The 25,466-nt window shown below is 56.1% G+C and carries 16 protein-coding genes and 1 tRNA gene; 8 read left to right on the top strand and 9 right to left on the bottom strand.

The genetic code is table 11. From position 1 onward, the window contains the following. Nucleotides 1–419 precede the first annotated feature (419 nt). Nucleotides 420–1,886 carry a Gfo/Idh/MocA family protein gene (locus tag Poly41_RS18765; RefSeq protein WP_146528236.1) on the bottom strand — a complete coding sequence of 489 codons (1,467 nt, stop codon included), beginning with the start codon at nt 1,884–1,886 and terminating at the stop codon, nt 420–422. Between the two features lie 298 nt (nt 1,887–2,184). Between Poly41_RS18765 and Poly41_RS18760 the strand changes: the two genes are divergently transcribed. Further along, nucleotides 2,185–3,075, top strand: a complete 891-nt coding sequence (locus Poly41_RS18760) for a serine/threonine-protein kinase (RefSeq protein ID WP_146528235.1) — start codon at nt 2,185–2,187, stop codon at nt 3,073–3,075. Here the strand turns inward: Poly41_RS18760 and Poly41_RS18755 are convergent, their stop codons facing one another. Together Poly41_RS18755 and Poly41_RS18750 are read right to left on the bottom strand one after the other, a co-directional pair. Next, nucleotides 3,076–8,817: an SdrD B-like domain-containing protein gene (locus tag Poly41_RS18755; protein WP_390621451.1), complete on the bottom strand. Its 5,742-nt coding sequence runs from the start codon at nt 8,815–8,817 to the stop codon at nt 3,076–3,078. 109 nt (nt 8,818–8,926) lie between these two features. After that, on the bottom strand, nt 8,927–10,000 hold the full coding sequence (locus Poly41_RS18750) for a WD40 repeat domain-containing protein (RefSeq protein ID WP_146528233.1): 1,074 nt from the start codon (nt 9,998–10,000) through the stop codon (nt 8,927–8,929). A 216-nt stretch (nt 10,001–10,216) separates the two neighbouring features. Between Poly41_RS18750 and Poly41_RS18745 the strand changes: the two genes are divergently transcribed. Both Poly41_RS18745 and Poly41_RS18740 read left to right on the top strand, forming a co-directional pair. Beyond that, complete coding sequence (locus Poly41_RS18745) at nt 10,217–11,692, top strand: hypothetical protein (RefSeq protein ID WP_146528232.1); 1,476 nt, start codon at nt 10,217–10,219, stop codon at nt 11,690–11,692. Nucleotides 11,693–11,882: 190 nt separating this feature from the next. Further along, nucleotides 11,883–13,199 (top strand): HEAT repeat domain-containing protein, encoded by a 1,317-nt coding sequence (locus tag Poly41_RS18740; protein WP_146528231.1) that lies wholly within the window; start codon nt 11,883–11,885, stop codon nt 13,197–13,199. Between the two features lie 179 nt (nt 13,200–13,378). On the opposite strand, the gene Poly41_RS18735 is transcribed toward Poly41_RS18740, so the two are convergent. The 5 genes from Poly41_RS18735 to Poly41_RS18710 form a co-directional block, all read right to left on the bottom strand. Then, on the bottom strand, nt 13,379–14,584 hold the full coding sequence (locus Poly41_RS18735) for a DUF1559 family PulG-like putative transporter (RefSeq protein ID WP_146528230.1): 1,206 nt from the start codon (nt 14,582–14,584) through the stop codon (nt 13,379–13,381). 152 nt (nt 14,585–14,736) lie between these two features. Next, on the bottom strand, nt 14,737–14,940 hold the full coding sequence (locus tag Poly41_RS18730; protein ID WP_146528229.1) for a hypothetical protein: 204 nt from the start codon (nt 14,938–14,940) through the stop codon (nt 14,737–14,739). A 766-nt stretch (nt 14,941–15,706) separates the two neighbouring features. Continuing rightward, entirely contained in the window at nt 15,707–15,916 is a 210-nt protein-coding gene (locus Poly41_RS18720) for a hypothetical protein (RefSeq protein ID WP_146528227.1), read from the bottom strand. Between the two features lie 97 nt (nt 15,917–16,013). Next, a tRNA-Lys gene (locus Poly41_RS18715) sits at nt 16,014–16,086 on the bottom strand. Nucleotides 16,087–16,163: 77 nt separating this feature from the next. After that, the gene (locus Poly41_RS18710; protein ID WP_146528226.1) at nt 16,164–17,648 is read right to left on the bottom strand and encodes an anthranilate synthase component I family protein; all 1,485 of its coding nucleotides are present in this window, start codon (nt 17,646–17,648) and stop codon (nt 16,164–16,166) included. 227 nt (nt 17,649–17,875) lie between these two features. Between Poly41_RS18710 and Poly41_RS18705 the strand changes: the two genes are divergently transcribed. Further along, nucleotides 17,876–18,703, top strand: a complete 828-nt coding sequence (locus Poly41_RS18705) for a DUF4184 family protein (RefSeq protein ID WP_146528225.1) — start codon at nt 17,876–17,878, stop codon at nt 18,701–18,703. Here the strand turns inward: Poly41_RS18705 and Poly41_RS18700 are convergent. Beyond that, complete coding sequence (locus Poly41_RS18700) at nt 18,700–20,136, bottom strand: DUF6513 domain-containing protein (RefSeq protein WP_146528224.1); 1,437 nt, start codon at nt 20,134–20,136, stop codon at nt 18,700–18,702. The genes Poly41_RS18705 and Poly41_RS18700 overlap by 4 nt on opposite strands. Before the next feature lie 405 nt (nt 20,137–20,541). Between Poly41_RS18700 and Poly41_RS18695 the strand changes: the two genes are divergently transcribed. From Poly41_RS18695 to Poly41_RS18680, 4 genes are all read left to right on the top strand, one after another. Beyond that, nucleotides 20,542–21,231: an RluA family pseudouridine synthase gene (locus tag Poly41_RS18695; RefSeq protein WP_146528223.1), complete on the top strand. Its 690-nt coding sequence runs from the start codon at nt 20,542–20,544 to the stop codon at nt 21,229–21,231. A 7-nt stretch (nt 21,232–21,238) separates the two neighbouring features. Further along, nucleotides 21,239–22,051 carry a menaquinone biosynthetic enzyme MqnA/MqnD family protein gene (locus Poly41_RS18690; RefSeq protein ID WP_146528222.1) on the top strand — a complete coding sequence of 271 codons (813 nt, stop codon included), beginning with the start codon at nt 21,239–21,241 and terminating at the stop codon, nt 22,049–22,051. 10 nt (nt 22,052–22,061) lie between these two features. Next, nucleotides 22,062–23,228 (top strand): cyclic dehypoxanthinyl futalosine synthase, encoded by a 1,167-nt coding sequence (gene mqnC, locus Poly41_RS18685; protein ID WP_146528221.1) that lies wholly within the window; start codon nt 22,062–22,064, stop codon nt 23,226–23,228. Nucleotides 23,229–24,279: 1,051 nt separating this feature from the next. Then, nucleotides 24,280–25,461, top strand: a complete 1,182-nt coding sequence (locus tag Poly41_RS18680) for a GspE/PulE family protein (protein ID WP_146528220.1) — start codon at nt 24,280–24,282, stop codon at nt 25,459–25,461. Nucleotides 25,462–25,466 lie beyond the last annotated feature (5 nt).

Genomic DNA, 25,466 nt, shown 5'->3' with positions numbered 1-25,466 from the left:
GCGGCTTCATCGATCGACCAAAGAACGATCCTGGGACGCAAACGCTTTGGGTTGGAATCCAGAGATCCTACGACCTGTCCAACGCATGGAACGCTTTTGGGCCAGGTGCAAAAAATTTTTCAAGCGTCTAACTTATGTGGTACAACGAGCCCTTTGCGAGAGGTCGGCGTTTGAACGCTGGAAGAGGGTCTTCGGTTGCTGCCCCCCTCGCTTCGCTCGCCCCCTTCCGCTGGGGACGTCGATTTTATTGATGATGCCAACGGCATCAAAGATGGCAGCCCCGGGTCGCTGCAAGCGGACCCGGGGAAACGCCGCCGCGTCCAGACAGCGACCCCGAAAGGGCGTCGCAGAGCCCACCGGTGTTTCCACCGGTGTTCGAGAGTTTCGTCGCCTTGGACGTGACGCGGCTCGTGCAAAAATCAAACGATTTGCGGCACTTCGTAACCCGAACGGTACTGGCGTTTCAGCAGTGCGTTGCCAGCTTCGGCATGCTCACCGACAAAACGTTCCGTTTCGGGATCCAGCTCCAACATCGGGCTGAGCTTGATCTCGCCATCCACCATTTTGATGTCGTTGGCAGCCAAATGAGCCCGCATCTCTCCCAACAACGATTGCCACTGAGGTTGCTTCAGCCCGTTGGCATCGGCAGCAGTCAAAGGCGAACCCGATCGGTAAGCGATGTTGGCCAAGTTACACCAGCCGGTCGAATCGTTGCCGATCTTGATTTCAGCATTCTGGATCGACCGGTCATGTTCGCGAACCGCGCGAATGAAGTTGGCTTGGTGGGACTCCGCGAGTTTGCCTTCGCCCGAATCCCCTTTGAAGACCTTGATCTTTTTGCCATCGTTGTCATAGGCGGACGCACCACCTCGTTGGCCTTCCAAACGTCCACCTTCGCAATAGGCGATGTATCCGCTGCCAGGACCTGGATGCTTGGGGCTGCTTTTGCCGCCCTTTTCGGAAGGCAAGCCCGACAAACCGATGACGACGGGGATCGATCCGGTATCAAAGTAGGTAAAATGAACGTTCGGCGTGTTGCCCGCATCGTTCAATCCGACCCGCCCGCCACCACCAAAGATCCGCTTTGGCAGTGCCACGGAATCTTGAAAAACGTTGTTGCGAAGGTCATCCAGGACGTGGACGCCCCAGTTGCCCATTTCGCCGCTGCCGGTGTTAAAGTCCCAATGCCAGTCGTAATGCAGCTTTTCACGGTAGATCGGTTCATCTTGAGCAGGGCCGAGCCACAGATCGTAGGCAACGTTCTTTTCGATTTCCAATGGCGTGCTGCGTTTGCCAATCGACGGACGAATGCCGTACCGATTGACTCGCGCGGACGTGATCTCGCCAATCGCTTTTTGTTTGTGAAGAAAATCCTTGATCTCCGCCTGCATCGGATCGGACCGTTGCTGGGTTCCGATCTGACAAATCCGATCGTATTTGCGTGAGGCTGCGACCGTTTGGACTCCTTCCCATTGGCTGTGCGACAATGGCTTTTCGACATAAACGTCTTTGCCCGCTTCCATGGCCATGATCGCGGCCAAACAGTGCCAATGATTGCAGGTCGCGACCACCACGACATCGATCGAGTCACTGTTGATCAGATCTCGTAAGTCGGTCCATCCCGTAGCTTTCGGGAACTGTTCTTTGGCCGCGTCCAAGCGTTTTTCATCGGGATCGCAAAGGCCAGCGATGTTGACGCCTTCGACTTGTGTGAATTTGCTGATCAATTGCATGGCACGCCCACCACAACTGATAAAGCCGACGTTGATTTCGCTGTTGGCGTTAGCGGCCCATAGCCCGCGCGGGGCAACGGCGGTGGTCAAACCCGTGGCGAGGCCAGCGGCGAGAACTTGACGGCGATTCACCGCGAATTTGGAACGGGACATAGCAGATGCCTCAATGGAACAAGGAGAGGGGGTGGGAATGACGAAGATGCGTTTGTTCAGCACCTCGAACGGCTGGGAACCAGGCTCCACAGGGAACCTGTCGGCACAATGACCTGGGCCACCGGTGGCCCTAACGCCAAGGGTCTTGGCGTCAAAGCATGCCGATTATACGGAATGAGCGTGGCGCTCGCACCACTCCTTTCCCGCGAAGGACCACTAATATTGTAACAAACGCGGCACTCCAGACGATCACCCCTTTACGCATCGTCCCCCTTCCATGTTCACCAACAGGTCGCCAGTGGCTGTATCTTTGAGAATTTATAGCGAAGAAGCGGATGCTCCGAAGCAGCTACGCGTGGGAGCACGTTTGGACAAGTATCGAATCGCCAGCCGGTTAGGCGAGGGAGGTTTTGCGACCGTCTATTCCGCTTACGATACCATCGAAGATCGGCGTGTGGCACTAAAAATCCCTGACAGCCGGCATCTGGCCAACTCGCAAACCATCGATGATTTGCAGCGTGAAGTGCGGATCATGGCCAAGTTGGACCATCCCGGAATCTTGAAGCTGAAAGATGCGAGGTTCATCGATGGCCATTTTGTGATGGTGTTCCCGATGGGCGACGAGACCTTGGCCGACCGGCTGACACGCCGCATCGCTCGCGCCACGGCCGTCGACTATGCATTGCAGATGATTGATGCGGTCGCGTTCGCCCACCAACAACGGGTGCTACATCGCGACATCAAGCCCGAGAATTTCATCTTGTTTCCGAAGCAAACCATCCAATTGACCGATTTCGGGTTGGCGCGGATCCAAACCTCGGCGCACCCAGTGTCCGCGTCCGGGACGCTCGGCTTTATGGCCCCCGAGCAAGCGATGGGTCACCCCGGGTTCCGAAGTGACGTCTTTTCATTGGGACTAGTGATCTATCGATTGTTGTCCGGGGAGTTGCCCGATTATCCCTTCGAAGCCCCGCTGCCTGGCTACCAAAAGCTACGAAAAGGACTTTCGAGTGACTTTGTCGCGATGATTCGAAAAGCAATCGACCCCGTACCCAATCGGCGTTTCCGCGATGCGATCGCAATGCAGAACGCCGTCTCCCGGATCCGTTATCCGCTCAGCGACCGTTCGGTGATGCAGCTGGGTCGTTCGGACAATCCCTCGCGTATCAGCCAACGCCGCGCCGCGTAGCTACGCCGCTTCGTCGTAGTACCCCGGCTCGTCTTTGCCGTCACCATCCCAATCACCGACGACCGGTTGGCTGTTGTCACTGCCTCGGGGCACATCGATCCGCTTGTCGTTACTGGTGATTTTTCGATCGCCATCGGAATCGATGATCCACTGATCTCCACGAATCACCGCAATCTCATCAATCCCGTCGCCATTGAAATCACCGACGATCGGCTGGTCGGTTGGGCGACCAAAATCGGCGCGTTCATCTCGACGCGTCAAGCGGCCATCGCCATCGCTGTCGAGCATCCACTTGCCTCCGCGATAAACCGCAATTTGGTCGATTCCATCTCCGTTCCAGTCGCCTGTCATGGGCGTGTCCACTTGTTCGCCATATTGGAACACATGGTCCACCGCATCCGCACGAAGCGCACCGGTGCTGCCGCGTCTCAACAATCGCTGACGATCTTCGCCGCGATCTTCGTGATGCCGTGCTAATTCGTCCGCTGATAATTGGCGGCGACGCGTGTTTTCCGGATCCGGCAATCCTGGGTCCCTCTTGATCCGCTGAGGGTCTCGATGCCATTGGCGTCCGAAGATTCCGATGTCGTCTTTCCCATCACCATCCCAATCGCCGACAACGGGTCGATCCAACCTGGTACCGAGTTTGATCCACATGTCGCCCCGGTCCCAGCGACCATTTCCGTTGATGTCGACAAACCAGTTACCCGCGACGAACAGCACCGCTTCATCCGCACCGTCGCCATCAAAGTCTCCCGACAACGCGACAGCGTCTTCTTCGCCGAGGGTCATCGGATCCGCGATTTCCATCAATTCGCCGTCCGAATTGACGATCAGCCAACGACCCTTGCTGTGTTCGCCCTCACGCCAGTTGTCCTGCAGGGTGGTCGCGCTGACGGCTTGGATGTTCGATTGACTATCGTTTCCACCGCGTGGGAACCCTCCATTGATGACGCTGAGGTGCCAGGAAACCGCCCATTCATCGTCCGAAACCCACGGCCGGCGGAAAGACTCAAAATTGGCAAAGGAAACGATTCGATCAAATTGTTGGAACGTTTCAATCGGCGCAACCGCCCGGATGTCTTCCGTAGGCGATTCGATCCATTGCGGTATTTGGACGTCCGTGACAATGATCTCGCTGAAGTTATTGTCTTGGCTCATTCCACCTGCGCTAAGCGAGATGTTCAAGATCGCGTCATCCTTCGGGTCCGTCGCATCATTGAGCGCGAGCGTTTGAATGATGATGCTTCCTTCCTCATCCACAACGTCGGCTTTGTTGACCGCGATCCCACCCGTCGTTCCAGGCGTATCAAGCCCATCGATGTAGTCGTCGGGTTGAACCTGATAAACGTGGTAGGTCCCTGGTCGCAATCCCGTGAATTCGTAATAGCCCATTTCATTCGTTGTCACACGAATGACGTCACCCGAGTAGGAGCCGGGTAACGCTCGCTCCGCTGAAAAGGGTTGCCCAAGCACATTACGAAGTTCCAACGTCACGTTGCCAATCAACACGTCGTCGTGCGTTAGCAATCCGTCACGATATTCACGAAGCCGTTCCGCAGCCGGCGCTTCATCGATCGCAATCGCGCCACCATCTTGAAAAACATAGCCCGAAATCGATGCCGGTGGGATCTCAGGAAAATCATAGTCCACGGCGTCCGTCCCACCCGATAGCAGAATGCCGATAATCAAGTCGTCACCGCCGACGGTGCCGCCAGCCGACCCTGGCAACTGGCTGCCGTGGAACAAACTCGAAGGCTGCGTTTCGCGGACCGAGTAAACGCCTGGCGCAAGATCGACAAACTCGTAGTGACCACGAAGATCCGTTTGCGTTGTCGCAATCACCGTCCCATCTTGGGCAAGCAACTCGATCGTTACGCCCGAAATCTTAACGTCGCCCGCGTTGAAGGTCGAATCGAGATCGGTTTCGCTCCAAACCGAACCCGCGATCCGCGACGGTTCTCGTTCACAAAAATTGTAATCGACCAAGTCGTGACCCGCATCCAAAACCAAAGACATGTGATCTTGCTCGATCACCTCACCACCGCCGCTGCCGACGCTCTGCGACCCTTGGAAGTAGCCTTCGGGTTGTTGTTCGATGAGATGATAGGTCCCGGGCGGCAGGTTCCCAAACTTGTAAAAACCGTTTGCGTCCGTGGTCGTCTTTCCGACCAGCTTGCCTTGGTCGTCGCGCAATTCGATCGTCACGTTCGACAGTGGCGGCTCACCGGGATCGACAACACAATCGGAGTCTTTGTCGACGTGAACAAAACCGCTGATCGAGCCAGGTGGCAATTCACAGAAGTTATAATCGGTTTCGTGGTGCCCTGGTTTCAGCGTCATGGCCAACCAGTCGTCACCGAGCACTTCGCCGCCACCGGTTCCAACCGTTTGACCGCCTTGGTAGTAGCCGGTCGGTTGCTGCTCGACAATCTGATAGTTGCCTGGCGCAAGTCCGCTGAATTCGTATCGCCCGAATGCATCCGTTTGCGTCGTGGCGACGGTTTCGCCTTTCCCATTGCGAAGTTGAATGGTCACTCCGGCGATCGGCGGTTCTGCGGCATCACGATCACAATCACCGTCATGATCGACGAAAACGATCCCGCTAATCGACGCCGGCGGAATTTCGCAAAAATTGTATTCCGAGAGCTGGGCTCCGGCGAGAAGTGTTGTCCCCAGACGATCTTGGCCGAGCACTTCGCCGCCTCCGGTTCCAACCGTTTGACCGCCTTGGAAGTAGCCATCGGGCTGCGTCTCGGTGATCTCGTACTTGCCCGGCGCTAGCCCTTCGAACGTGTAGCGTCCTTGTGCATCGGTGGTCGTTTTCGCAACCACCTTGCCCGTCGAATCTTTCAATTCGATCACAACCCCCGCCAACGGCATTTCACCAGGATCACGCACACAATCGGCATCGGCATCCACATAGACGACGCCCGCGATCGAGCCAGGCTCAACTTCGCAGAAGTTGTACTGCGTCAACCGATCTCCCCAGCCGATTGGGATCTTCGAGATGCTATCGGTAAGCGATGCGTCGCCACCATGGCTGCCCGCGGTTTGCCCCCCCTGCAACCATCCGCTCGGCTGGATTTCGCGAACCGTGTACGCCCCAGCAGGCAAAAAAGTGAACGCGTAGTTGCCATTGGCGTCCGTTGTGGTGGTGGCGATTCGAGTGCCGCTACTGTCGTACAATTCGACCACAACCTGTCCGATTCCGACTTCGCCACTATCACGCTGGCAATCACCGTCGGCATCGGCAAAAACAACGCCACGGATTTCTGCGGGTGGCTTTTCACAAAAATCATAGTTCAAGGCGACTTCGGCACTCGCCAAGTTGATCTTGCCGATCCGGTTGGGAGGATCAGCCACGCCGCCAGCCGAACCGGCCCGGGAGGTTCCTTCGAAATATCCCTGCACAGTCCCTTCGATTACCGAGTACTCGCCTGGTTTGATGTTGGAGAAGAGGTAGGTCCCATCGGCCGAGGTCGTTGTTTGTGCGACTTGGTTTCCATCAACGTCCAGTAGTTGAATCGTGACACCCGCTAACGTCGGTTCACCCGCATCGTAGGTACAGTCATTGTCCATGTCGACGTGGACGCGTCCCGCTAACGAAGCCCCCATTAATTCGCCAAAGTTGTATTCGATTCCGATGTCGCCTTGTTTCAATTCGACGTCGACCAAGGAATCACCATCACTGCCGACGCGACCGGTCGTTTTGCCGCGAATCGTTCCGAGCGTGTCTTTGCCGTCGTAGAAATCATCCGGTTGAGTTTCCACGATTCGGTAAGTTCCGGGCAGGATGCCCAAGAATTCATACCGACCGTTGGCGTCGGTTTGCGTCGTCGCCACAACGGTTCCGGTTTCGTCAACAAGAGAAACGCTTGCCACGGGAATCGCTTCTTCACCGCTGTCCCGATTCCCGTCGTCCGATCGGTCATGGTAGACGAACCCGCTAATCGTCGCCGGTGCGATTTCGCAGAAGTTGTATTCGACCCCCACGCCCGCAGCCGTCATCGAGATCTCTTGAATCAACCCACCATCTACCGAGGTGCCGGACCGGCCCCCATCGATCGTTCCAACATGGGATTGCCCATCCAACAGCCCGCTGGGGGTGAACTCGACAATCCGGTACTTTCCGATCGGCATTTCGCTGAACTCATAGGCCCCATCGGCGCCGGTACGAGTTTGCGAGATCATTGTTCCGAATTCGTCCTGCAGCACCACGTGAACATCAGCCAACGGCTTATTCCCAGGTGCATCGACTTGTCCGTTGCAATATTGGCCCGGTGCGACCAAGAAGACAGTCCCGGAAATCGAACCGAACGCCGTTTCGCCAAAGTTGTACTCGATGCCGACGTCTGCGCCGCGGAGCGAGATGCTGCGGATCGCGTCACCGGGATTTTCTGCAACGCCAACGACTTGTCCATTAACCGTCCCAGCCGCATCGGTGCCATCATTCAAATGGGCAGGCTGGTCGAGTTCGATCACCTCGTAGGATCCGGGCGCCAAGCCCGTAAACTGGTAGGCTCCATTGGCGGTCGTCGTCATGGTGACGGTGGATTGCGGCGCAAGGGTGCTGATCGGAACCAATTGAACGCGCACACCATCGATCCCAGCTTCGCCGGATTCGCGAATCCCGTTGTTGTTGTCGTCTCGGTAAACGAATCCCGACAACGATGCAGGCTGGGCTTCGGCAAAATCGTAACGAATGGCGGCGGTGTCACCCAGCGGAATGCTGATGTCACGCAGGATATCCAACGACTCCGCACTTCCGCTCGCCACACCCGCAACCGTCCCTGGGATCGCCGCGACGCTGTACAAACCGTCCGGCTGAGTTTCGACGACACGATAGCGTCCCGGTGACAGACCGAGAGTTTTTGCGAAAAGGTACTCTCCGTCGCTATCGGTTGTCGCTCGATTGCCCGTATCCGCATAGCGGTTCGTGCTGCTATCAAATTTCCAAAGTGCAATCTCGACACCTGAGAGCGGTTGTTCGTTGGCGTCGCGGTTTTGGTTGAGGTTGTTGTCGAGCCAGACTTGACCTGAAATCGAAATCGGCTTGGGAACCTGGTTCGTCGTTCCAACGGCCGCCGCAGTCCGGTTGGGTAAGCTATCGGTTCCCGGACCCTCGTCGGGCGGAAGATTCAGACCCTGAGCCGTCGCGGGGTCGCCATAGTCGTTCAGGAAGATCGCATCGGCATGACTGGTTTCATAATGCGGCGCATTGAATGTTGCTTCGAGAATGGAATCCTGGAACTCCTGCCCCGACGTGATCACGTCGAGGCGACTATTGAACAGGTCCAGATCGGCAACATTGCGCAGCACTTCGTCTACATCGATCGTGAACTCGATACGGTCGCCGCTACGAAAACCCGATAACCGCAGGACCAATTCCTGGCCCCCATCTTCGACCGAAGCGGTTGCACCGATCGGGTGGCCGTCGGTCGACTCTGCTCGGACGATTTGAAAATCATGGGCTCCGTTCTTGCCACGACCTCCAACCTCCGTGTCGTAGATGGGATCGCCAACCGAAATGCCGTCGCCGTCTTTATCGGTGCGAATCCGAACTTCTGACAACTCCGTGCCTGCAGCGCCGCCCGTGAACGATAGGATAAAGCGATCGCCTCGCGAGTCGCTGCCGACATCTTGATCCGATTCCAAATAGTCGGTTTCGATGTAAACCACACCGACGTGGATCGGATCGGCGGCGAGCAAACGACGCATCTCAAGCCGTTCGTGAACCATCACCCGTCGTTTTTTATTTTTCGTACGCGACACTGTTTTTTTTCGCTTGCGTCCAAATTTCCAAATCACCCGATGCACCTCCGTGTGCACTTGGTTGTTTCGTTCTCGGTTAGCGGTCGATCCGAAGATCGCCTTCTGCAATTCGCTGCTGCGAACGGTTCATTTCACTGATGCTCCAGCGGCGAAGCGTTGCATCGAATCCTCCGGAAAACAGCATTCCGCCACTGGCGGTTAGCGTCGAAATCGATCCGACATGTCCCTGCAAGGCGTGCCGCACGGTTCCATCATCGGTATTGACGATACGAATCGTGTTGTCGCTTCCCGCGACGGCGACATGCTGGCTGTCGATCACCGCGACCGTGAACAAACGGCCGGTCGTGACGGCCAACTGCTGAACGATCTCTTGTTTCTCTGTGTCGTACACCACGACTTTGCCGTCTTCGCCAACCGTCACGCACCGATTCGCATCGTGATGAAAAACAAGATCTCGAATCCGGCCCTCATGCAGATGTTTGTCAGCAATCAGATTGCCCGTGTCGGGATCGAACAGGTGCAGATCACCGCTGCGCCCGCCGACAGCGATCATTTGGGAATCGTCGCGGTAAGCAACGGCACGAAGATCATTGCAATCGCATGAAAACTGAGGCGTTCGCTCGATCGGACGACCCAGAATGTAAACTTTGCGGTCAAACCCAACCGCAGCCATCTCGTTTTTTCCTGGTGCAAAACGAACACACGCCAATGCGGGCGTGTCTTGCATGCGTTGGACCATTTCGAAGGCACGAGCCCGGTCCCAAACGATCAATTGGCCATCGTTGCCAGCGGAAACGAGTGAGTTCCCCGTCGAGTCAAACGCAAGCGTTCGGACCAAGTCGCGGTGCCCTTGCAGCGTTTGTGTCACCCTCAGCGTTGCGACCTCGAGAATCCGGATCACATGGTCATCCCCAGCGACCGCCAACCACTGGCCGCGGGGATCCGAAGCAACGGCGGTGACCACCACATGTGCCGTCCGATCTGCAAGCGGCTCAAGCCGAATGGCGCGGCTCGAAACGGTTTCATGCGCAAGCGCCGTAACCACCCTGGGTGGTTGAGCAAGCAGCGCAACGTCTGAGCACACCCCCATCGCTGCGGCACTGGCTGAAATCACCCCCAGAAGCTGGCGTCGTGAAAGCCGTCGTTTCATCCTTTCCCCCCCGATCGAACAGTAGATCTGCTTAGCGAGCGCAACCCTTTCGGCTGCTGCGCGCAGACTCGCATTGGTCTAAGATCGGCAATCGAGAAAATCGTCATGACCCGAACAATCGGAAAAGTCGCTTTCCCTTCGCCCACATCGAATTGCTTGCAAAACCCTGGTTGCAATTGTGACGGGACGCTTCATTTCGTTAGGCTCTGCGGCATCATGCAGAACCTTAATGCTTGTCCATCCGTTGCTGCCGAAGCGAAATCCATGCGTTGCCATGCGATGCGGACCGCCCGTGTGCTGACCCACGTCATCCTGGGGTTGGTTTTCGCGGCCGGCTGTGACTCGAGTGACCAACGCTCGCCACTCGCGACATACGCCCCCGCTGAATCGGTTGGCCCTGTCCGGTTGGTCGGAAATACCGCCATCACCCCCAGAGACTACCTCAAGACCATCTTTTCTCGTTACCATGCCGCGGGTTCCTACCGCGATTCGGCCCAAGTCCGACTGACCTTTACCGAGCAGGGCGTTTCGAAAAGTGAGATCGCTCCGCTCAGCGTTTGGTTCAACCATGACCTCGTCTATATGCGTGCGTACGACGCCCGGCTTTGGTCCGATCGTGATGGGTTGTCCGCTTGGATCGTTGACCCTTTGACAAGCAACTTTGATTCGCAGGTACTTCGCAAGCCCGCTGTGGGACGCCGACCTGACCTGCGTACGTTGTTGGCCGACCCGATCTTGGTCGAAAAGATTGCAGCGGGTCTCGCCGGTCCGCCACCCCAATTGGAATGGCTTTTCGCTGACCCGCCGATGAACGATCTGTTTCGTCCCGAACACCAGTTTGAATTTGGCGAACAAAAACCGATTCAGCAGCAAACGTGCCAAGCCATCCGGGTGCAAGCCGATTCCTCCAGCTTCGTCTTTTGGATCGATATTCGGCAAGGTTTGGTGCGTCAAGTCGATCTTCCGCCGCTGATCGTCCCCGCCCAAGCCGATCAGCCCGCGCAAACGATGGAGCTAGCCTTGGAGCTGACCGATGCGACTTTCGACGCACCCGTCACCAATCCCCAAGCCGATTCGCTTCCCTCCAAACCCAAATTTGTCAGCCGTTTCCTGCCCTTGCCACCTGACGCCACGACACCGCTATTGGGTCGTGCACTCGATCGATGGCCCCTTGAAGAGAACGGAAAGCCGTTTCGTTTTGCATTCGGACCTCCGCTGCTCCGATCGCTCGACTCTGAATGCATCACCGCAATGATCTGCCTGACCGGCGACCCCACTTCGCTTGCCGCAGCTGCACTGCTACAACAGTGGGAAATGCAAATTCCCGGCCCGATCCGCCAACGGGTGCGAGTGGTCGCAATCGTCGACGATTCGATTCGGTCCCTCCCCGATGATGCCAAGGCCTCTCTGGGCAATGCGATTCGCTTGCCTATGGTTTTCGACACCCGAAACAAGCTGATCCAGCAACTCGGTCTCACACCGGGCACGCTGTTGTTGATCGACCAGCACAGTCAAATCGTTTGGACGCAATCGACCGTGACCGAGCAGAGTCTGCCGGGGCTCGGCGTCATCATCGGCGATTGCCTCGACGGCGTCGACGTCCCCAAACGGATTGCCCAACAAACAAGCGACGACCTCCGAGCCTACGAGCGCGCGATCGAAACCGAAGCGGCCAAGTTCGCCAAGCCATAAGGTTTCGGAATCGGCAACCGACAGGGTCGCTCGTGCAATTCCATTGAACTCGGGGCGTTTTTGGAGCGCACGCCCGCTGTAAAAATACCGCTGCAACCCTCGTTTTCGCGCTCAAATGATCTTGCTTCCCGGCTAATGGAATCGCGACAATCCGAGGCCGCACTCCCTCTCGTTTCTTGGCGATTCCGACATGTTCTCAGGCGACTCCAGCGAACTTCCCAACCCGTTTGCGCTGCATATCGATGGAAACCACGCGACCGGTAAGACATCGTTCAAGACAGCTGCAAAATTTTTCGTCATCGTTTCCGTTCTGTTTGCGGTCACCGTAGCGGCCGGCCACTACAGTCGCACGTGGATCGTCAATCGCTTGATGAGCGGGTTCAGCCAGCTTCAAACGCCCGAAAAACAACAACGGCTGGTTCAAATCGCTGAACTCGGGTTGCCATCGGTCGAACCACTGGTCAGCGGTTTGATGGATGAACAAAACGAGGTCGCCAGGACGGCTTACGAGCTGCTTCGGGAATCCCAAAATCGCTGGACCTCTTTGCCGTGGCAAGACGCCCGTGAGCATCACCAAACCATGATCGAGGCAATGCAGAAGGTCTCACTGAGCCTTCCCGAGGATCGCACGGGATGGGCATCGAGTCTGGTCCAGCAAACGATCATGGAATCCGTCCAAGAATCGGACGAAGCATCACGCCAATTGTACCATTTGGCTACCGACACGCTCTCTCGCATGTCCCTCACCGAAGGCGCCGGTCCGAGCATTTTGGACGATCAGCCGCTCGACTCACGAACCCCCGTCCGGCTCGCTGTCCGATCCAAACCGTTGCCGGTCTCGGAAGCCGACGCCCTCGACGCTTGGACCGATTGGCCGATTGCGGAGCCACAGATCATTTCCTCAGGAACGCGTCCACCACCTACACCCCAACCGCAGGAACGATCGCAAGCGACCGAGACAACGCCGTCGGTCTACCGATCCTCCGCCACACGATTGCAACCGGTGGATCCGACCGAAGCCATCGTGCTCAACGACATTCACGAAACCGTCGCTCGAGAAACAAACTCAACCGGTGTTTCGCGACGAACGCCAACCGTCGTCCCCACCAGCTATTTGACCGAATCACCACTCGAAACGTACGACACACCGTCGGTGATCAAGTGGCTCGGACATGAACAGTTGCCGCTTCGCGAGAAGGCAAAGCGTGAATTGACCCAGCGAGGTTTCTCCACGCGACAGATCGAGATAGCCACCCAAGTTGCTGCCGCCGATTCGGTTTCGCGACTCGCCCTGGTCGACTCGATTGCCCGGTCACGGATCGACAACCCACGTCCCTGGCTGGTCATGCTGCTCAACGATGACAATCGCGAAGTCCGACTAAGAACGGTGTCGGTCATTGCCCCGATGAACGATGCGGAACTCAACAAAGCGCTCCGGACGTGCCTCGAAACGGAACGTGATCCCATCGTCAACGCCCGCATCCGCAAGGTGTTGAAGTATCGATAGCCAAAGGCAAACGGTTCATCGCGCCGATGCCCCGCTGTGTCGAATGGACACGGGCGCTGTGTCGAATGGACACGGGCGCTGTGTCGAATGGACACTGGCCAGGAAACCTGCCGAGCGAGTCTGTGACCCAACGCCTCGAAGGTTCCCTGCGCCTTGCTGGTGACGCCTTGATTCGAAGCCTAGAAATCGGCCGAAAGGGTCTCTTTGCTGGCTCGCGTCCCCAAGGATCCCCACAATCCGTAAGGACTTGGTGAGCCGGGTGTCCTGTTCCCCGTGCCGTTCCAAACCACGGAACCGGACTCGCTGTTGCCCGCTTCGATCGACTCCGTGATGAACTTAACCGCGCCATCTCCCATCAGCACGTGAGCACCCCCTGGGTGTCGACTGCTGGCGCAATAGACCCCTTCGAACCAAGTGTTATCCTGGTTGCTACAAACCTCGCGATTCGGAGGCAGAATCGTCATGAATCCAGAGTGAATGGCATGCCCACACGCCCACTTGAATCCACGCTGTTGCTCGTTGGTTCCGGCAAGGTTTGCTGAGGTGTCCCAGTATCGCGGCCGCAGGGGATCAATAAACGGCTTACACATACTTGAGTTGTTTTGCAACTGTCCCTGTGCCCAAGCCGCTCGGGTGCTGATATCACGATCGCCCAAATCGGTACTGAACTCGCCAGCCATGATCGTATTGGAGAGCCCGTCAAGCACGTCACGAAACTTCATGTCCTCGCGAGTGACAAACATCCCCCGAAGTGTCTGACGCATACGGCCCATCCGAGTATTGTTGATCGATCCGTTTTGGTTTCGCCCGCCGTTGTTCTGAAACTGGATGGCATCCCCAAGACAGACTCCATAGTTGGTTCGTCCCTGAGCGGGAAAACCCACACCGGGGTCACTCGGGCAGCGGAGGGTCGGGATATTGGAGAGCCAAGGGTCATATTGATTCAAACCCTGTTGCGCCAAACTCATCTCGGGGTTGGGCCCCATCGGTTGGAAGAACAGACCCGCGGTTGGAATTTGAACCGCATACGGATTACTGATCTGCTCCCACAACGCTTGCTGTTCCACAAAAGGCATCAGCCCAACAAGTGCACTCAGGTTGTGCAAGTTATTGCCTTTGCCAGGCGCCGGGCCTGCGAGCCGAGATTCCGCGTTGGTGCCGACGAGATAAGTCCCGCCGCGCTTTTTGGGTAATTGCTTGAAGGCCGATTGATAGTTGTGGAACCCCAAACCCATTTGTTTGACGTTGTTGCTGCAGCTCATTCGCCTCGCAGCTTCGCGCGCCGCCTGAACGGCCGGCAACAGCAGGCCAACTAAGACCCCAATGATGGCAATGACTACCAAGAGCTCCACGAGTGTGAATGCTTGATTGCGTTTTCGGAACATGACTTGATCGACCTCACAAAAAGGAAAAGGAAAAAAGAAGAGAGTGAGTGTTTGGAAAGGTCTCGCTTATGGGGTTCATCGTCGAATCGTTCTTCGTTGAATCCTTTTGAAAAGGAAGCAGGAACACCGAGAGACAGCAACGGAACGGAAGCTCATTCATCCGTTTCATAACTATCCGTACCTTCATCGCCCTCATTGACTCGCGCTGCAATTTCGGGATTCTCATCGAGGTAACCTTCGAGGACCCCTGCTTCAGGAGCGGTCGGCTCATTGCTTGATGAACAACCCACCATCACGGCGACGAAACAACACAGACAAGCGGCCCCAAGGACGGCATGAAATAATTTCGTTGACATTGAACTCTCTTTCCGTGGCTTAAATTTAAAAAAACGAGTGAATACCGCCAAGTTTACAGGCATCGAACGCCCCATTGTTGGCAAAATATCGCAATGCCCTGAAAAAACACCGGTTTTTTTGGGTCCTTCTCACGGAGCGCCACCCCGAATCAAGAAGTCGTGCCGTTTTAAGTACTTGAACGATAAGCGTTTTCGGACCTCACGCTCCCTGTGGCGTGGCCCGATGGGAATGTGGCCCGATGGGAATGTGGCCCGATGGGAATGTGGCCCGATGGGAATGTGGCCCGATGGGAATGTGGCCCGATGAATCGATGTTAAGACGTATCGAAAAGTCGAGCGCGCGTTCGGGGCCCTCCCCCTCGCTGCGCTCGACCCCTCCCGCTGCGCGGGCAGGGGTGGTTGGATACCGAAACACTGTGTTAATCACAACTTAAAAACCGGACGACCTCCTTGCGGGAGGGGTGGTTTACCTCTCCTTTTGGGAGAGGTCGAGCGCAGCGAGGGAGAGGGTTTCTTGGCTCCCAATTGACTTGCTCCCTACGACCATTTTCGAATCGTTGATACTTTCCATCGGTCTCCAAACCCCCTCCGATTGGTCAGGCCAGGATGTGGGGGTGGCAGCAGCGTGATTGAGCCAAAAAGTCGGTCCGCAATCGGTGTACGAAGAGCCTCTAACCCCTTCCGCTTCGAAGGGCAGCGAATTCAGTGACACCCCGAAACCGCAAGAGCCTTTCTCACGGACGTGCCGGTGTTTGAGAAAGCGGCGTCAGTCAGCAAAGGCGAGCAGCACGGGGACGCCGATCAAAACGAGCGTTTGGAAAGCCATGATGAACCAATAAGGACCAGGCTTTTTGCTGCGGTAGACGAGTGACTTTTCGGTGGGCCAACCGGCAATTGCGATACCGGTCCAAAGCTGCAGAATGTACGTCAGAACGACGGAGAAACAAAGGCAAGCAGGCACAAGGTCAACGTCCATCGTTCTTCGCGGTTTCACTTGGAATTCGACTTTTCACTCGGCAGTCGACCTTCGCAATTGAGCGGATTCCTACGTTGCCATAAGTCGCTAGAAATAGTACCCCCACGAGGGCTCGAACCTCGGACAAACTGATTAAGAGTCAGTTGCTCTACCAACTGAGCTATAGGGGCGATCGTGGACGCCGCGAGAGACGCTTCACGCTTTCTTCGGGGGTGAATTCTAACAAGTTCGTGATTCGTGGCAATGGTCATTCGAAGCGACGGGCTTGTTCGTCGTCTTTCCTGCGGGCTTGCCGCGGCAAAGCCCGCAAAATCCCTTCTGCTTTGGCCCACGTTTCAGCCTCTTCGGCCTCCGGATGACTGCGTGCCGTGATTCCCCCACCCACAGGAATGAGCCAATGATCCTGCGTGGCGGTGATGGTGCGGATCAGGATGTTGAATTCCGCATCGCCACTACAGCTGATGTATCCCATCGATCCACAATACGGCCCGCGGCAGTGAGGCTCGAGTTGGGCAATCTTACGCATCGCCTCGATTTTGGGTGCCCCCGTGATGCTGCCGCCCGGAAAACAGGCCTTCAACAGATCGACAACGTTCTGATCGCTTCGCAATCGACCTTCGACAATCGAGACCAAGTGCTGCACAAACTTGTAGCGTTCCAATTGGCAGAGTTTGCGAACGCGAACACTCTCGTCGGTACAGACGCGTGACAGATCGTTTCTCATCAGATCGACGATCATGATATTCTCAGCCCGATCCTTCTCGCTTTGCAGCAACGAATCGCCAAGTGCCAGGTCGGTGGCAAGATCGCCTGTCCGTCGCACGGTCCCTTTGATCGGCCGCGTCTCGACGCAACCCTGATTCAGCTTGATGAAGAGCTCAGGCGAACTACTCAGTACTTCAAATCCCGCACCCTGGTAGTAGACGCTGTAGGGGGCTGGATTGGAGTCACGCAAACGCTGAAAAAGTGCTTGCGATGATATCGACGCTCGCTGCACCAACCGCTGGGCCAAATTGACCTGGAAGAAATCGCCTGCTCGAATTCGTTCGACGATTTCCGCAACAGCACTTCGGAACTGCTCGCTGCTGAAGTTACTCTGCAGTGAAGGTGCGACGGTGGGCGAGTTCGAAGGCCGTGGACGATCCGGCCGGTCCATCGCATTTTCGAGCATCGCCATCGCGTCTTCGAGCATTGCCATCACCTCGTCCGATCGTTCCACGGCTCGCTTGGATCGCAGGGAATCGTCATCGGTTTGCGTTGGATCCTCTGCGAAACCTTGGCTGATCAACCAAGAAACACCCCGATCATGGTCGGTCGCAATGACCCAATCGTAGAGACCCAATGAAATCGCGGGAGTCGGAAAATCGTTATGGGACGAAGCGCCAACGGCTTCTAACCAAGTTGCGGCTTCATAGCCAATCAGCCCCGCAATGCCTCCTTGCATCGGCGGCAGATCGATCGATCGATGCAATGGCAAGGATCGAACCCAACCCTGCAACGTTGGCCACGGGTCCGGGTCGCCAGGATAGGCAACGAGCGTTCGTAGCGGATCGGACATCAAAAAGGAGTATCGAGTGGATGGCGGATCCGAGCATCCCATCGCCGCTTCGCTAGGATTGGAATCGAACCAGAGACAACCCGGTCGTCGGGCAAAAAACGGAAAAACCATCCGAATCGAAAAATCGGCGGCTAATCGCCGAACGATCGGAAACGAGTGGTTTGCTGAAGACATGACGCTGGAAAGGGTTCGCGATGGTGACTTGAAACTTGTTTTCTTCGTATTTTGCGGGCCAGCAAGCGAGCACAGACCAGGAATTCTCGCATTTGGGCTCGATAAGCCAGTCTGATTTGATCAAAATGCCGTCAATGCAGAGAATAGGACGCTCCGTCCTTTGACACCAGGATCCCGGCAACGGCAGGATTCTGGACAACCGCCTTGAATCCGCTGCTCTGGACCTTATGCCTTTTACAGCCACCCACGTTGCTGCTGCGCTTCCGATCGCTTGGTTGTGCCGTTGGCGTTTGCCGTTTTCGGCGCTGGCGATTGGCTGTGTCGTGCCTGACATTCCGGTCTTCTACCCTCACCTGCTTAGTTACACGGCGACGCATTCCCTCGTCGGAATCTTGACGCACTGCACACCGATCGGAGTGGTGCTTTACTACTTGTATCAATCGTTGTTCAAGCAGCCGCTGTCGGATTTACTTCCCCGTTCGTTCTCGGAGCGTTTATGGCCATGGGTGAATCGCCCAATCAACTTTTCGCTGACCGCCATCATCAGCGTCCTTGTTTGCATCGCCTTGGGCTCGGCGACGCACGTGCTGTGGGATTCGTTTACCCACTATGGTCGATGGGGAGTGATGCAATTCCCATGGCTTAACAGCATCGCATTTCAAGTTGGGAACTTTCCGATCGCTTGGTACTCGGTCGTTCAGCACGCCAGTTCGCTGTTGTTGTTGCCGCCGATGTTACTCGGTTTCGTGTTGTGGGTTTTCGCTCAAACACCGGATACTCGGCAACGTGAACACTTCCAATTTCCACGGAGAGTCGCTTGGTCGGTGATCGCCGTCATTCTCGTCGGAATGGCGGTTCATTTTTGTTGGATTTACGACAGCATGCCACATGCAACCTTACTGCGAGTCGTCCGCGAGAGCATCCGCATCGGTGGCGCCGTGGTGATGCTGATCACGCTGCTCTACTGTTTTGCCATGCATATGGTTTGGTCGGCTCGACGGCGTCAAAGAGATCGAACACAAGCATCGTTGATCGCAGCAGGGGAACGCAGTTAGCGTGGTTCGGTTCCGCGTCGATCTCGATGGTGACTCGAACGCTTAATCCGGTGCAGATCTTCGGGCTTCGTCAAGATTCCCCAATCGAGAGCCTGATCTTGGTCGTATTGCTTGCCCAATTGCAAGGCAATCGTGGCCTTGGCCATCTCATAGCCGAGATAAAACGCGTGACTTGCATCAACATTGTCGGACTCCGATCGTGCCAACAACTGTTCAAAAACGGCAAAAGGATCCTCACCGGACAGATGCACTCCGGCAGACAACAAATGCAGCCGGTGGTCGTCAGCAAGAACACGGTAATGGTTGTCCTTCAAGGAAGTCGCGATGGATTCAATTGCCGCAAGGGAGAATGGCCGCAATTTCGCATCACGCAGCATCACCAATTCACGCAGCAGGTGCTTCGGAGGCACGCCGTTGTTGATGCTGAAATAGACCATTCGCCGAGCCACATCGCACTCACGCACCGCCGAACGTGCCCAATTGATGACTTGGGTTGTCAACACACTGCGGATCGCAAGTTCTTGACAGATTCCCAACAGTAAAAGATTGACACCTGCGGAGTCCACTTCCGTTAACTCCGTCAGATTACCAATCCCCATCATCATTTCGTACTCAGGATAGTCACGACGCGTTTCGGCATAACGCAGCAAGCTGGCGGCAAAGCCGCTTCCAATCGGTTCTAAAATCGGGTCCAAACGCATTGGCACACCCTGTTTCGACAAAAAATCAATGGTTTTTTCAAAACTTTTTTTGTCACTGGGTTGATCCGGAATCACGACCACCTCGACTCCCCAATCGACGGCATGCTCTCGATTCGATTCATTCACCGACAACACTAACGAGGCACCTCGTCGCGCCGCTTCGCTGGCTTCCCAAGCATCGGAAGTGTCCACCGAGACACGGATTCCTTCGTCGGCAATTCCCGCGATGTAGTCACCAATTGCGAGACAACGATTCGAAGGATCACAACCGAAATCGATCACATCGGCACCGTCGGCTTTCAATCGGATTGCTCGCGACACAACGTCTTGTCGTGACATTCGCGGAGCATGGTTGATTTCGGCAATGATTTGAATGTCGTAGTCCGTCAGCGCCGGTTCAAGACGTTGACCGCCGAAGACTTCCGCAAGGTCGCGACAATCTTTTGGCCCACAAACCACGCAAATTTGCACTTTTTCTTCCAACGCATCGCTTCCACAATCAAGGTAGCCCGGAACAATCACATGCGTGGTTTCGGTCGGCGGGTCGAGGTGGCGGAGCAACCAGCGCGGCGTCATCAACGCAGCAACCGTAATCGGCATGACTCCAATGCTGTACTTAAAACCGTGTTCTTTCGACAACGCTTGGGCGGTCTCGCGAACCAAATGCTCAGCCAGTTTCCCGGTGACGAAATGGTAGTGATGTTCCGATTTGGGTTGGATCGTTTTTTGCATGTTGATGAGGCGTTCGGTGATGTCACGACTCGCGAAGGTGGTTGGACAACGGTGGTGAATGAAGCGTTTGACGACATCCACGTCTTCGTGCCATGGGCGTTTGCTGCATCTTGTCTTTGCAGTTCACGCCCACGTCCACGTTGACTTGCGAATGACTTTGTCCGTATTGATGTCTTGACGTACGCGTCGAACGGCTTACAAATTGACGTAACGAGAGATTCGTCGATCAATGAAGAACACGAAGGATTCGTTGTCTTCATTGTCGTGGCCGGGATCTCTCGTTTTTTTGTGCGCGTGATTGCCGTTGCCAACGCGTCCTGCTTGATTGCCTGTCCCGCATGATTGCCCAATGTGTCGAGTCCCTTTTGTGTCCCTCGGTATTGTGTTTAGTGTAGCAGCGTGCTCATGAACCGTCCGCAGTCCCCCGAACCGCTCCGCATTGTTTGGGACGGTGAGTCGATGGTAGCGATTGAGAAGCCGGCGGGCGTTTTGACGCAGGCACCCAAGCACATCGATAGTGTCGAGCGTCGATTGCGAGAGCAATTGGCTGGCCGCAGCGATTATGTGGCGATGGTTCATCGGCTTGATCGAGGTGTCAGTGGCATCTTGCTGGTCGCGATTCGCAAACGTGTCGCGAGACTTCTAAGCGACCAGTTTGTCACTCGAAAGGTGCAAAAGAAATACCTTGCCGTTGTTTCGGGACGACCGGACCCAAGCGAACAGGTCTGGGTCGATTATCTCAGAAAAATTCCGAATGAAGCGAGGGCGGAGAGATGCGAGGCGATGGACCTGGACGCAAAGCGTGCAGAAACTCACATGCAGTGGGTCCGCGATTTTCCGGACCATGACTGCTCGCTGCTGCGGTTGACCCCCGTGACCGGGCGGATGCACCAATTGAGAGTTCAAGCGGCAAAACGCGGCCACCCGATCTTGGGTGATCTTACCTATGGTGGCCACGTCAATCCTGCGGTGCACGAATCTCTCCCAGCCGATAGAATTCTGCTGCACGCAGAAGCCATCTCGTTCCACGATCCAAGGAACGGGGCACGAATTACGGTTGAATGCCCGTTAGAAATTCCAACATTTCTCGGTTAGCCCTGCTATGCAACCTCCACTCCGCATCGGCGCTGTTTCCTACCTGAACACCAAACCCCTGGTCCACGGTCTCCGTGAGCGTTTGGGACACCGTGCTACGTTGTCGTTTAACTTGCCAAGCCGATTGGCGGACGATTTACATCAAGGGAAACTCGATGTCGCCTTGATCCCATCCATCGAATACCTCGGCGACCCAAGCTACCAAATTGTCTCGAATGCGGTGATCGCATGTCGTGGACCGGTGTGGAGTGTGCGATTGTTGAGTCGAGTCCCTGCCCAAGAGATCCGGCGACTTGCGCTCGATGAAGGAAGCCGCACGAGTGCCGCATTGGTGCAAGTGCTGCTCTGGGAGATGTATCAACGGCGACCTGAAATTGTGCCTCTGCGGATCGACCAGTCGCCCGAGCGAGTCGACGCCGACGCCGTGCTGATGATCGGCGACCGTGCGATGCATCCCCCTCCTCGGTACTACCGTGAGATTTGGGACCTTGGTGACCGTTGGTGCCGTCACTGCGAATTGCCTTTTGTGTTTGCGTTGTGGATCGCTCGCAGCGGCATCGACGCAAGCGAGGCCGAGGTTGCGGAATTGTCCCAGATTCTGCAAGCATCGCGTGACCAGGGAATCGCATCGCTTGAACAGATCGCGGAGCGAGAGGCGGCCTCGCATGGATTGACCAAGGAAGATCTACACCGTTACTTCGCCGAGAATCTTCATTACACTCTTGGCCCAGGTGAGAAAAATGGCCTGGCCGAATTTGACCGCCGAGCCCGGTCACTTGACTTGATTCCGCATCACGCCCCTCCGTCAACGAAACCCTAAGCTTCGAACCATGATTGCGAAAGCGACAGCACCGATCCGTGACATTCTGGACAAAGCCGTGGACGGCGATCGATTGACAACCGATGATGCGGTCCGTCTGCTCGAAAGCCATGACCTGGCTGCAATTGGATCGGCCGCCGATGCCGTGTCGCGACGAATGCATCCCGAGCCCTATCGAACGTACAACATCGATCGAAACATCAATTACACCAACATCTGCACTGCGGTCTGCGATTTCTGCGCTTTCTATCGCGGCCCCAAAAGCGATGAAGGCTATGTGCTGCCTCGCGCCGAGTTGCTCGAGAAGATCCAAGAGACCGTTGATTTGGGTGGCAACCAAATCTTGCTGCAGGGCGGCCTGCATCCCAAGTTCAAATTGGATTGGTACGAGGAAATGCTGCGGGACATCAAATCAGCTTTCCCCGAGCTGAATGTCCATGGCTTTAGTCCGCCTGAATTCTATCACTTCACGAAAATCAACCAGCTGTCGCTCAAGCAAGTGCTCGAACGTTTGAAAGCCGCAGGGTTGGGCAGTATTCCCGGTGGTGGCGCGGAAATTTTGGTCGATCGCGTGCGCCGCGAGATCACTCGCGGTAAAGTGATGACGGACGATTGGCTCGATGTGATGCGGGTTTGGCACCAGCTTGGTGGGGTCAGCAGTGCGACGATGATGTTCGGCCACGTCGAATCCTTAGCCGAGCGTGTCGAGCACCTCTCACGCGTGCGTGCCCTCCAAGATGAAACGGGTGGCTTTACCGCCTTCATCGGATGGACGTTCCAACCCGAAAACACCGATCTGTCACACATTCCACCCGTCGGATCGTTTGAGTACTTGAAGACGTTGGCCGTGTCCCGGCTGTTCCTTGACAACGTTCCCAATCTTCAAAGCAGCTGGGTGACTCAAGGATTGAAAATCGGTCAATTGGCCTTGCAATTCGGCGCGAACGACATGGGCAGTTTGATGCTTGAAGAGAACGTCGTCGCCGAAGCGGGAACGGTCCATTTCTTGACGCTCGATCAAATTCGCGAAGCGATTGTCGAGTCGGGATTCGAACCACGGCAAAGAAACGTGCGGTACGAGTTCGTATCGCGCGAGCAAGAGCAAAAGGCCATCGATGCGAATCGTGCAGCGATCGTGTCGAGCTCAAAGCCCAACAAGCTCGTGCAGCTGACTTAAAACCTTTCGCTTTCGGTTGGCACTTGCTGGATGCCCCGCTAGGAAATGATGTCGTGCAGGTATATCAGTCGTTCTTTATCGAGGAGTTACCGTACCGTTCCCTCTCCTTTGGGAGAGGTCGGCGTCTAAACGCCGGGAGAGGGTTTTCGGATGCTGCCCCTCACCAGGCTCGAGCATTTTTACGAAGGACGTAGGTTCTCGCGCTCAAGGAAACGGGGTGCGATGACAGCATGGCATTCGAACACCGTCTTCGCACAGCACCACGTTGACGCGGACGCTCGGGGGAAGATCCTTCGAGCCAACGAATACTTTCCTTCTCGGAGATGGGGGGACTGCGTCGCTTGTCCGATTTTTGCGAAGGTGTAAGCTTGCTGAGGCTCTTGCGCACCTAGGTTTTTTGGCTCATCCGGCGGAAGCGTGCGCAGGAGGTTTTCGAGGCATCTCTCCGGTGTCCCATCATTGCTGGCAGGAGCTATTTTCACTTGTTATCGTGCAGTTGCCGGTAGAATCGTGCAGTTGCCGGTAGAAACGGAGTCGAGCTCTGCAGAGGTGCAACTTGACAAGGGATATCCCGGTCGACGGTGCGCCAAGGGTGCTATCGTTTCCCGGCGGACGACCGACCGTCGGGGACTCTTTTCTAAGAGATCATTGGACACCGGAGCAATACCTCCAAAAAACCTTGAGTCTGGGTTCCGCGCGCTTCGGTCGGATGAGCCGGTTTTTTGACCGAGGAGTCCGAGAGCCACCCCGCCCATGAACCGCACCTCCGTGCAACAGGCTTGCCCATGTTCGCAGCACCAGCGCGAACCGCAAGGCAACAATCATTCGCAGCGGTTTGTCGAAAGACCAGAGCGAAATCTCGTCACCTACCCCGCAGATGTATTGGACACCACCCGAGATGCGCGGTACAACGAGCCCCTTGGGTGAGGTCGAGCCTAAGCGAGGGGTAGGGGATCCAGAATCCATCAGCGTTACTTGTTTCGATAGCAATCCTCTCTGAATGGGGGACGCTAAACTGCACGACCTCCTAGGGAGAACAGAGCAACCCGATATGGCAAACGGCATCTTTTCGAAACTGAATCCGGCCGATCCCCACTACGCCATTGACGTCGTCGACTCGTTGATTCCGTTGGCCCTCGCACGCGGTGCGTCGGATGTTCACTTGCATCCCCGCGGTGAGGGCTGGGAAGTTCTTGTTCGTATCGATGGCGTGTTGTCCGTCACCGATTGGATCAAAGGCGGAGGTCAAAGCGACCCGGTTTCACGCTTAATGGTGCTCGCAGGGCTACCAACCTATCGCAGCAGCCAACCGATGGAAGGGCGAATGAAGTGGAAGACACCGATCACGTCCGACGATGACGCTTCGCTTCGATTGGGCATCTTCCCAACGGTACATGGTCCGCGTGCGGTGCTCCGGTTGTTGCGAAAGGATGACCGATACGACACGCTTGAATCACTCGGGTTATCTTCCATCGTGACCGCAACGCTGCGTGATCTGGCAAACCAGACCGACGGAGCCATCCTCTTGTCCGGGCCTGCCGGAAGCGGCAAGACGACGACGTTGTATGCCATGTTGCGATGTATCGCCGCCGCAGAACCTCGCCGCAGTGTGCTAACGATCGAAGACCCCGTGGAGTCGGTAATCGATTCGATCAGCCAGAGTGAATTGGATGTGAGCGGTGGGATGACGTTGGCATCGGCGCTGCGCAGTGCCGTGCGTCAAGACAGCGAGGTGCTGCTGGTCAGTGAGATCCGGGATCCCGAGACGGCCGAAGCCGCGATGCAAGCTTCCTTAACGGGACATTTGGTTTTTTCGTCGCTGCACGCAACCGATGTCGCCGCGTCGCTGCGTCGCTTGGTTCAATTCGGCGTCCCCCCTCATGTGGTCCGCAGCGGAGTCCGAGCGATATTGGCCCAGCGATTGCTTCGTCGGATCTGCAGCACATGCCAAGCCGGAAGCAGCAAACCGAATGACTGCGACGCCTGTTCGGGAACCGGTTATCGCGGTCGGGTCGCCATCGCTCAATGCGTCATGTTCGACGGAACCGATCCGGTTGGCGAATCGCTCTCCGCAACACTTGAGTCCGCTCAAACGCTTTCTCAGATGCGTTGCGATGCAGCTGCCGCTGCCAAATCGGATCTCCGATCCGAGGCGCTGAGGTGCGTCGAAGCGGGATGGACCGATGAAGCAGAGGTCTACCGTGTGTTGGGAAGCGCTCCGCTCAGGTCCTGAGTAGA

This window comes from Novipirellula artificiosorum, assembly GCF_007860135.1.
In the GTDB taxonomy this organism is placed as follows: Bacteria; Planctomycetota; Planctomycetia; order Pirellulales; family Pirellulaceae; genus Novipirellula_A; species Novipirellula_A artificiosorum.
The sequence above is the reverse complement of the archived record's forward strand: the minus strand, read 5'-3'. Positions and strand labels throughout refer to the sequence as shown.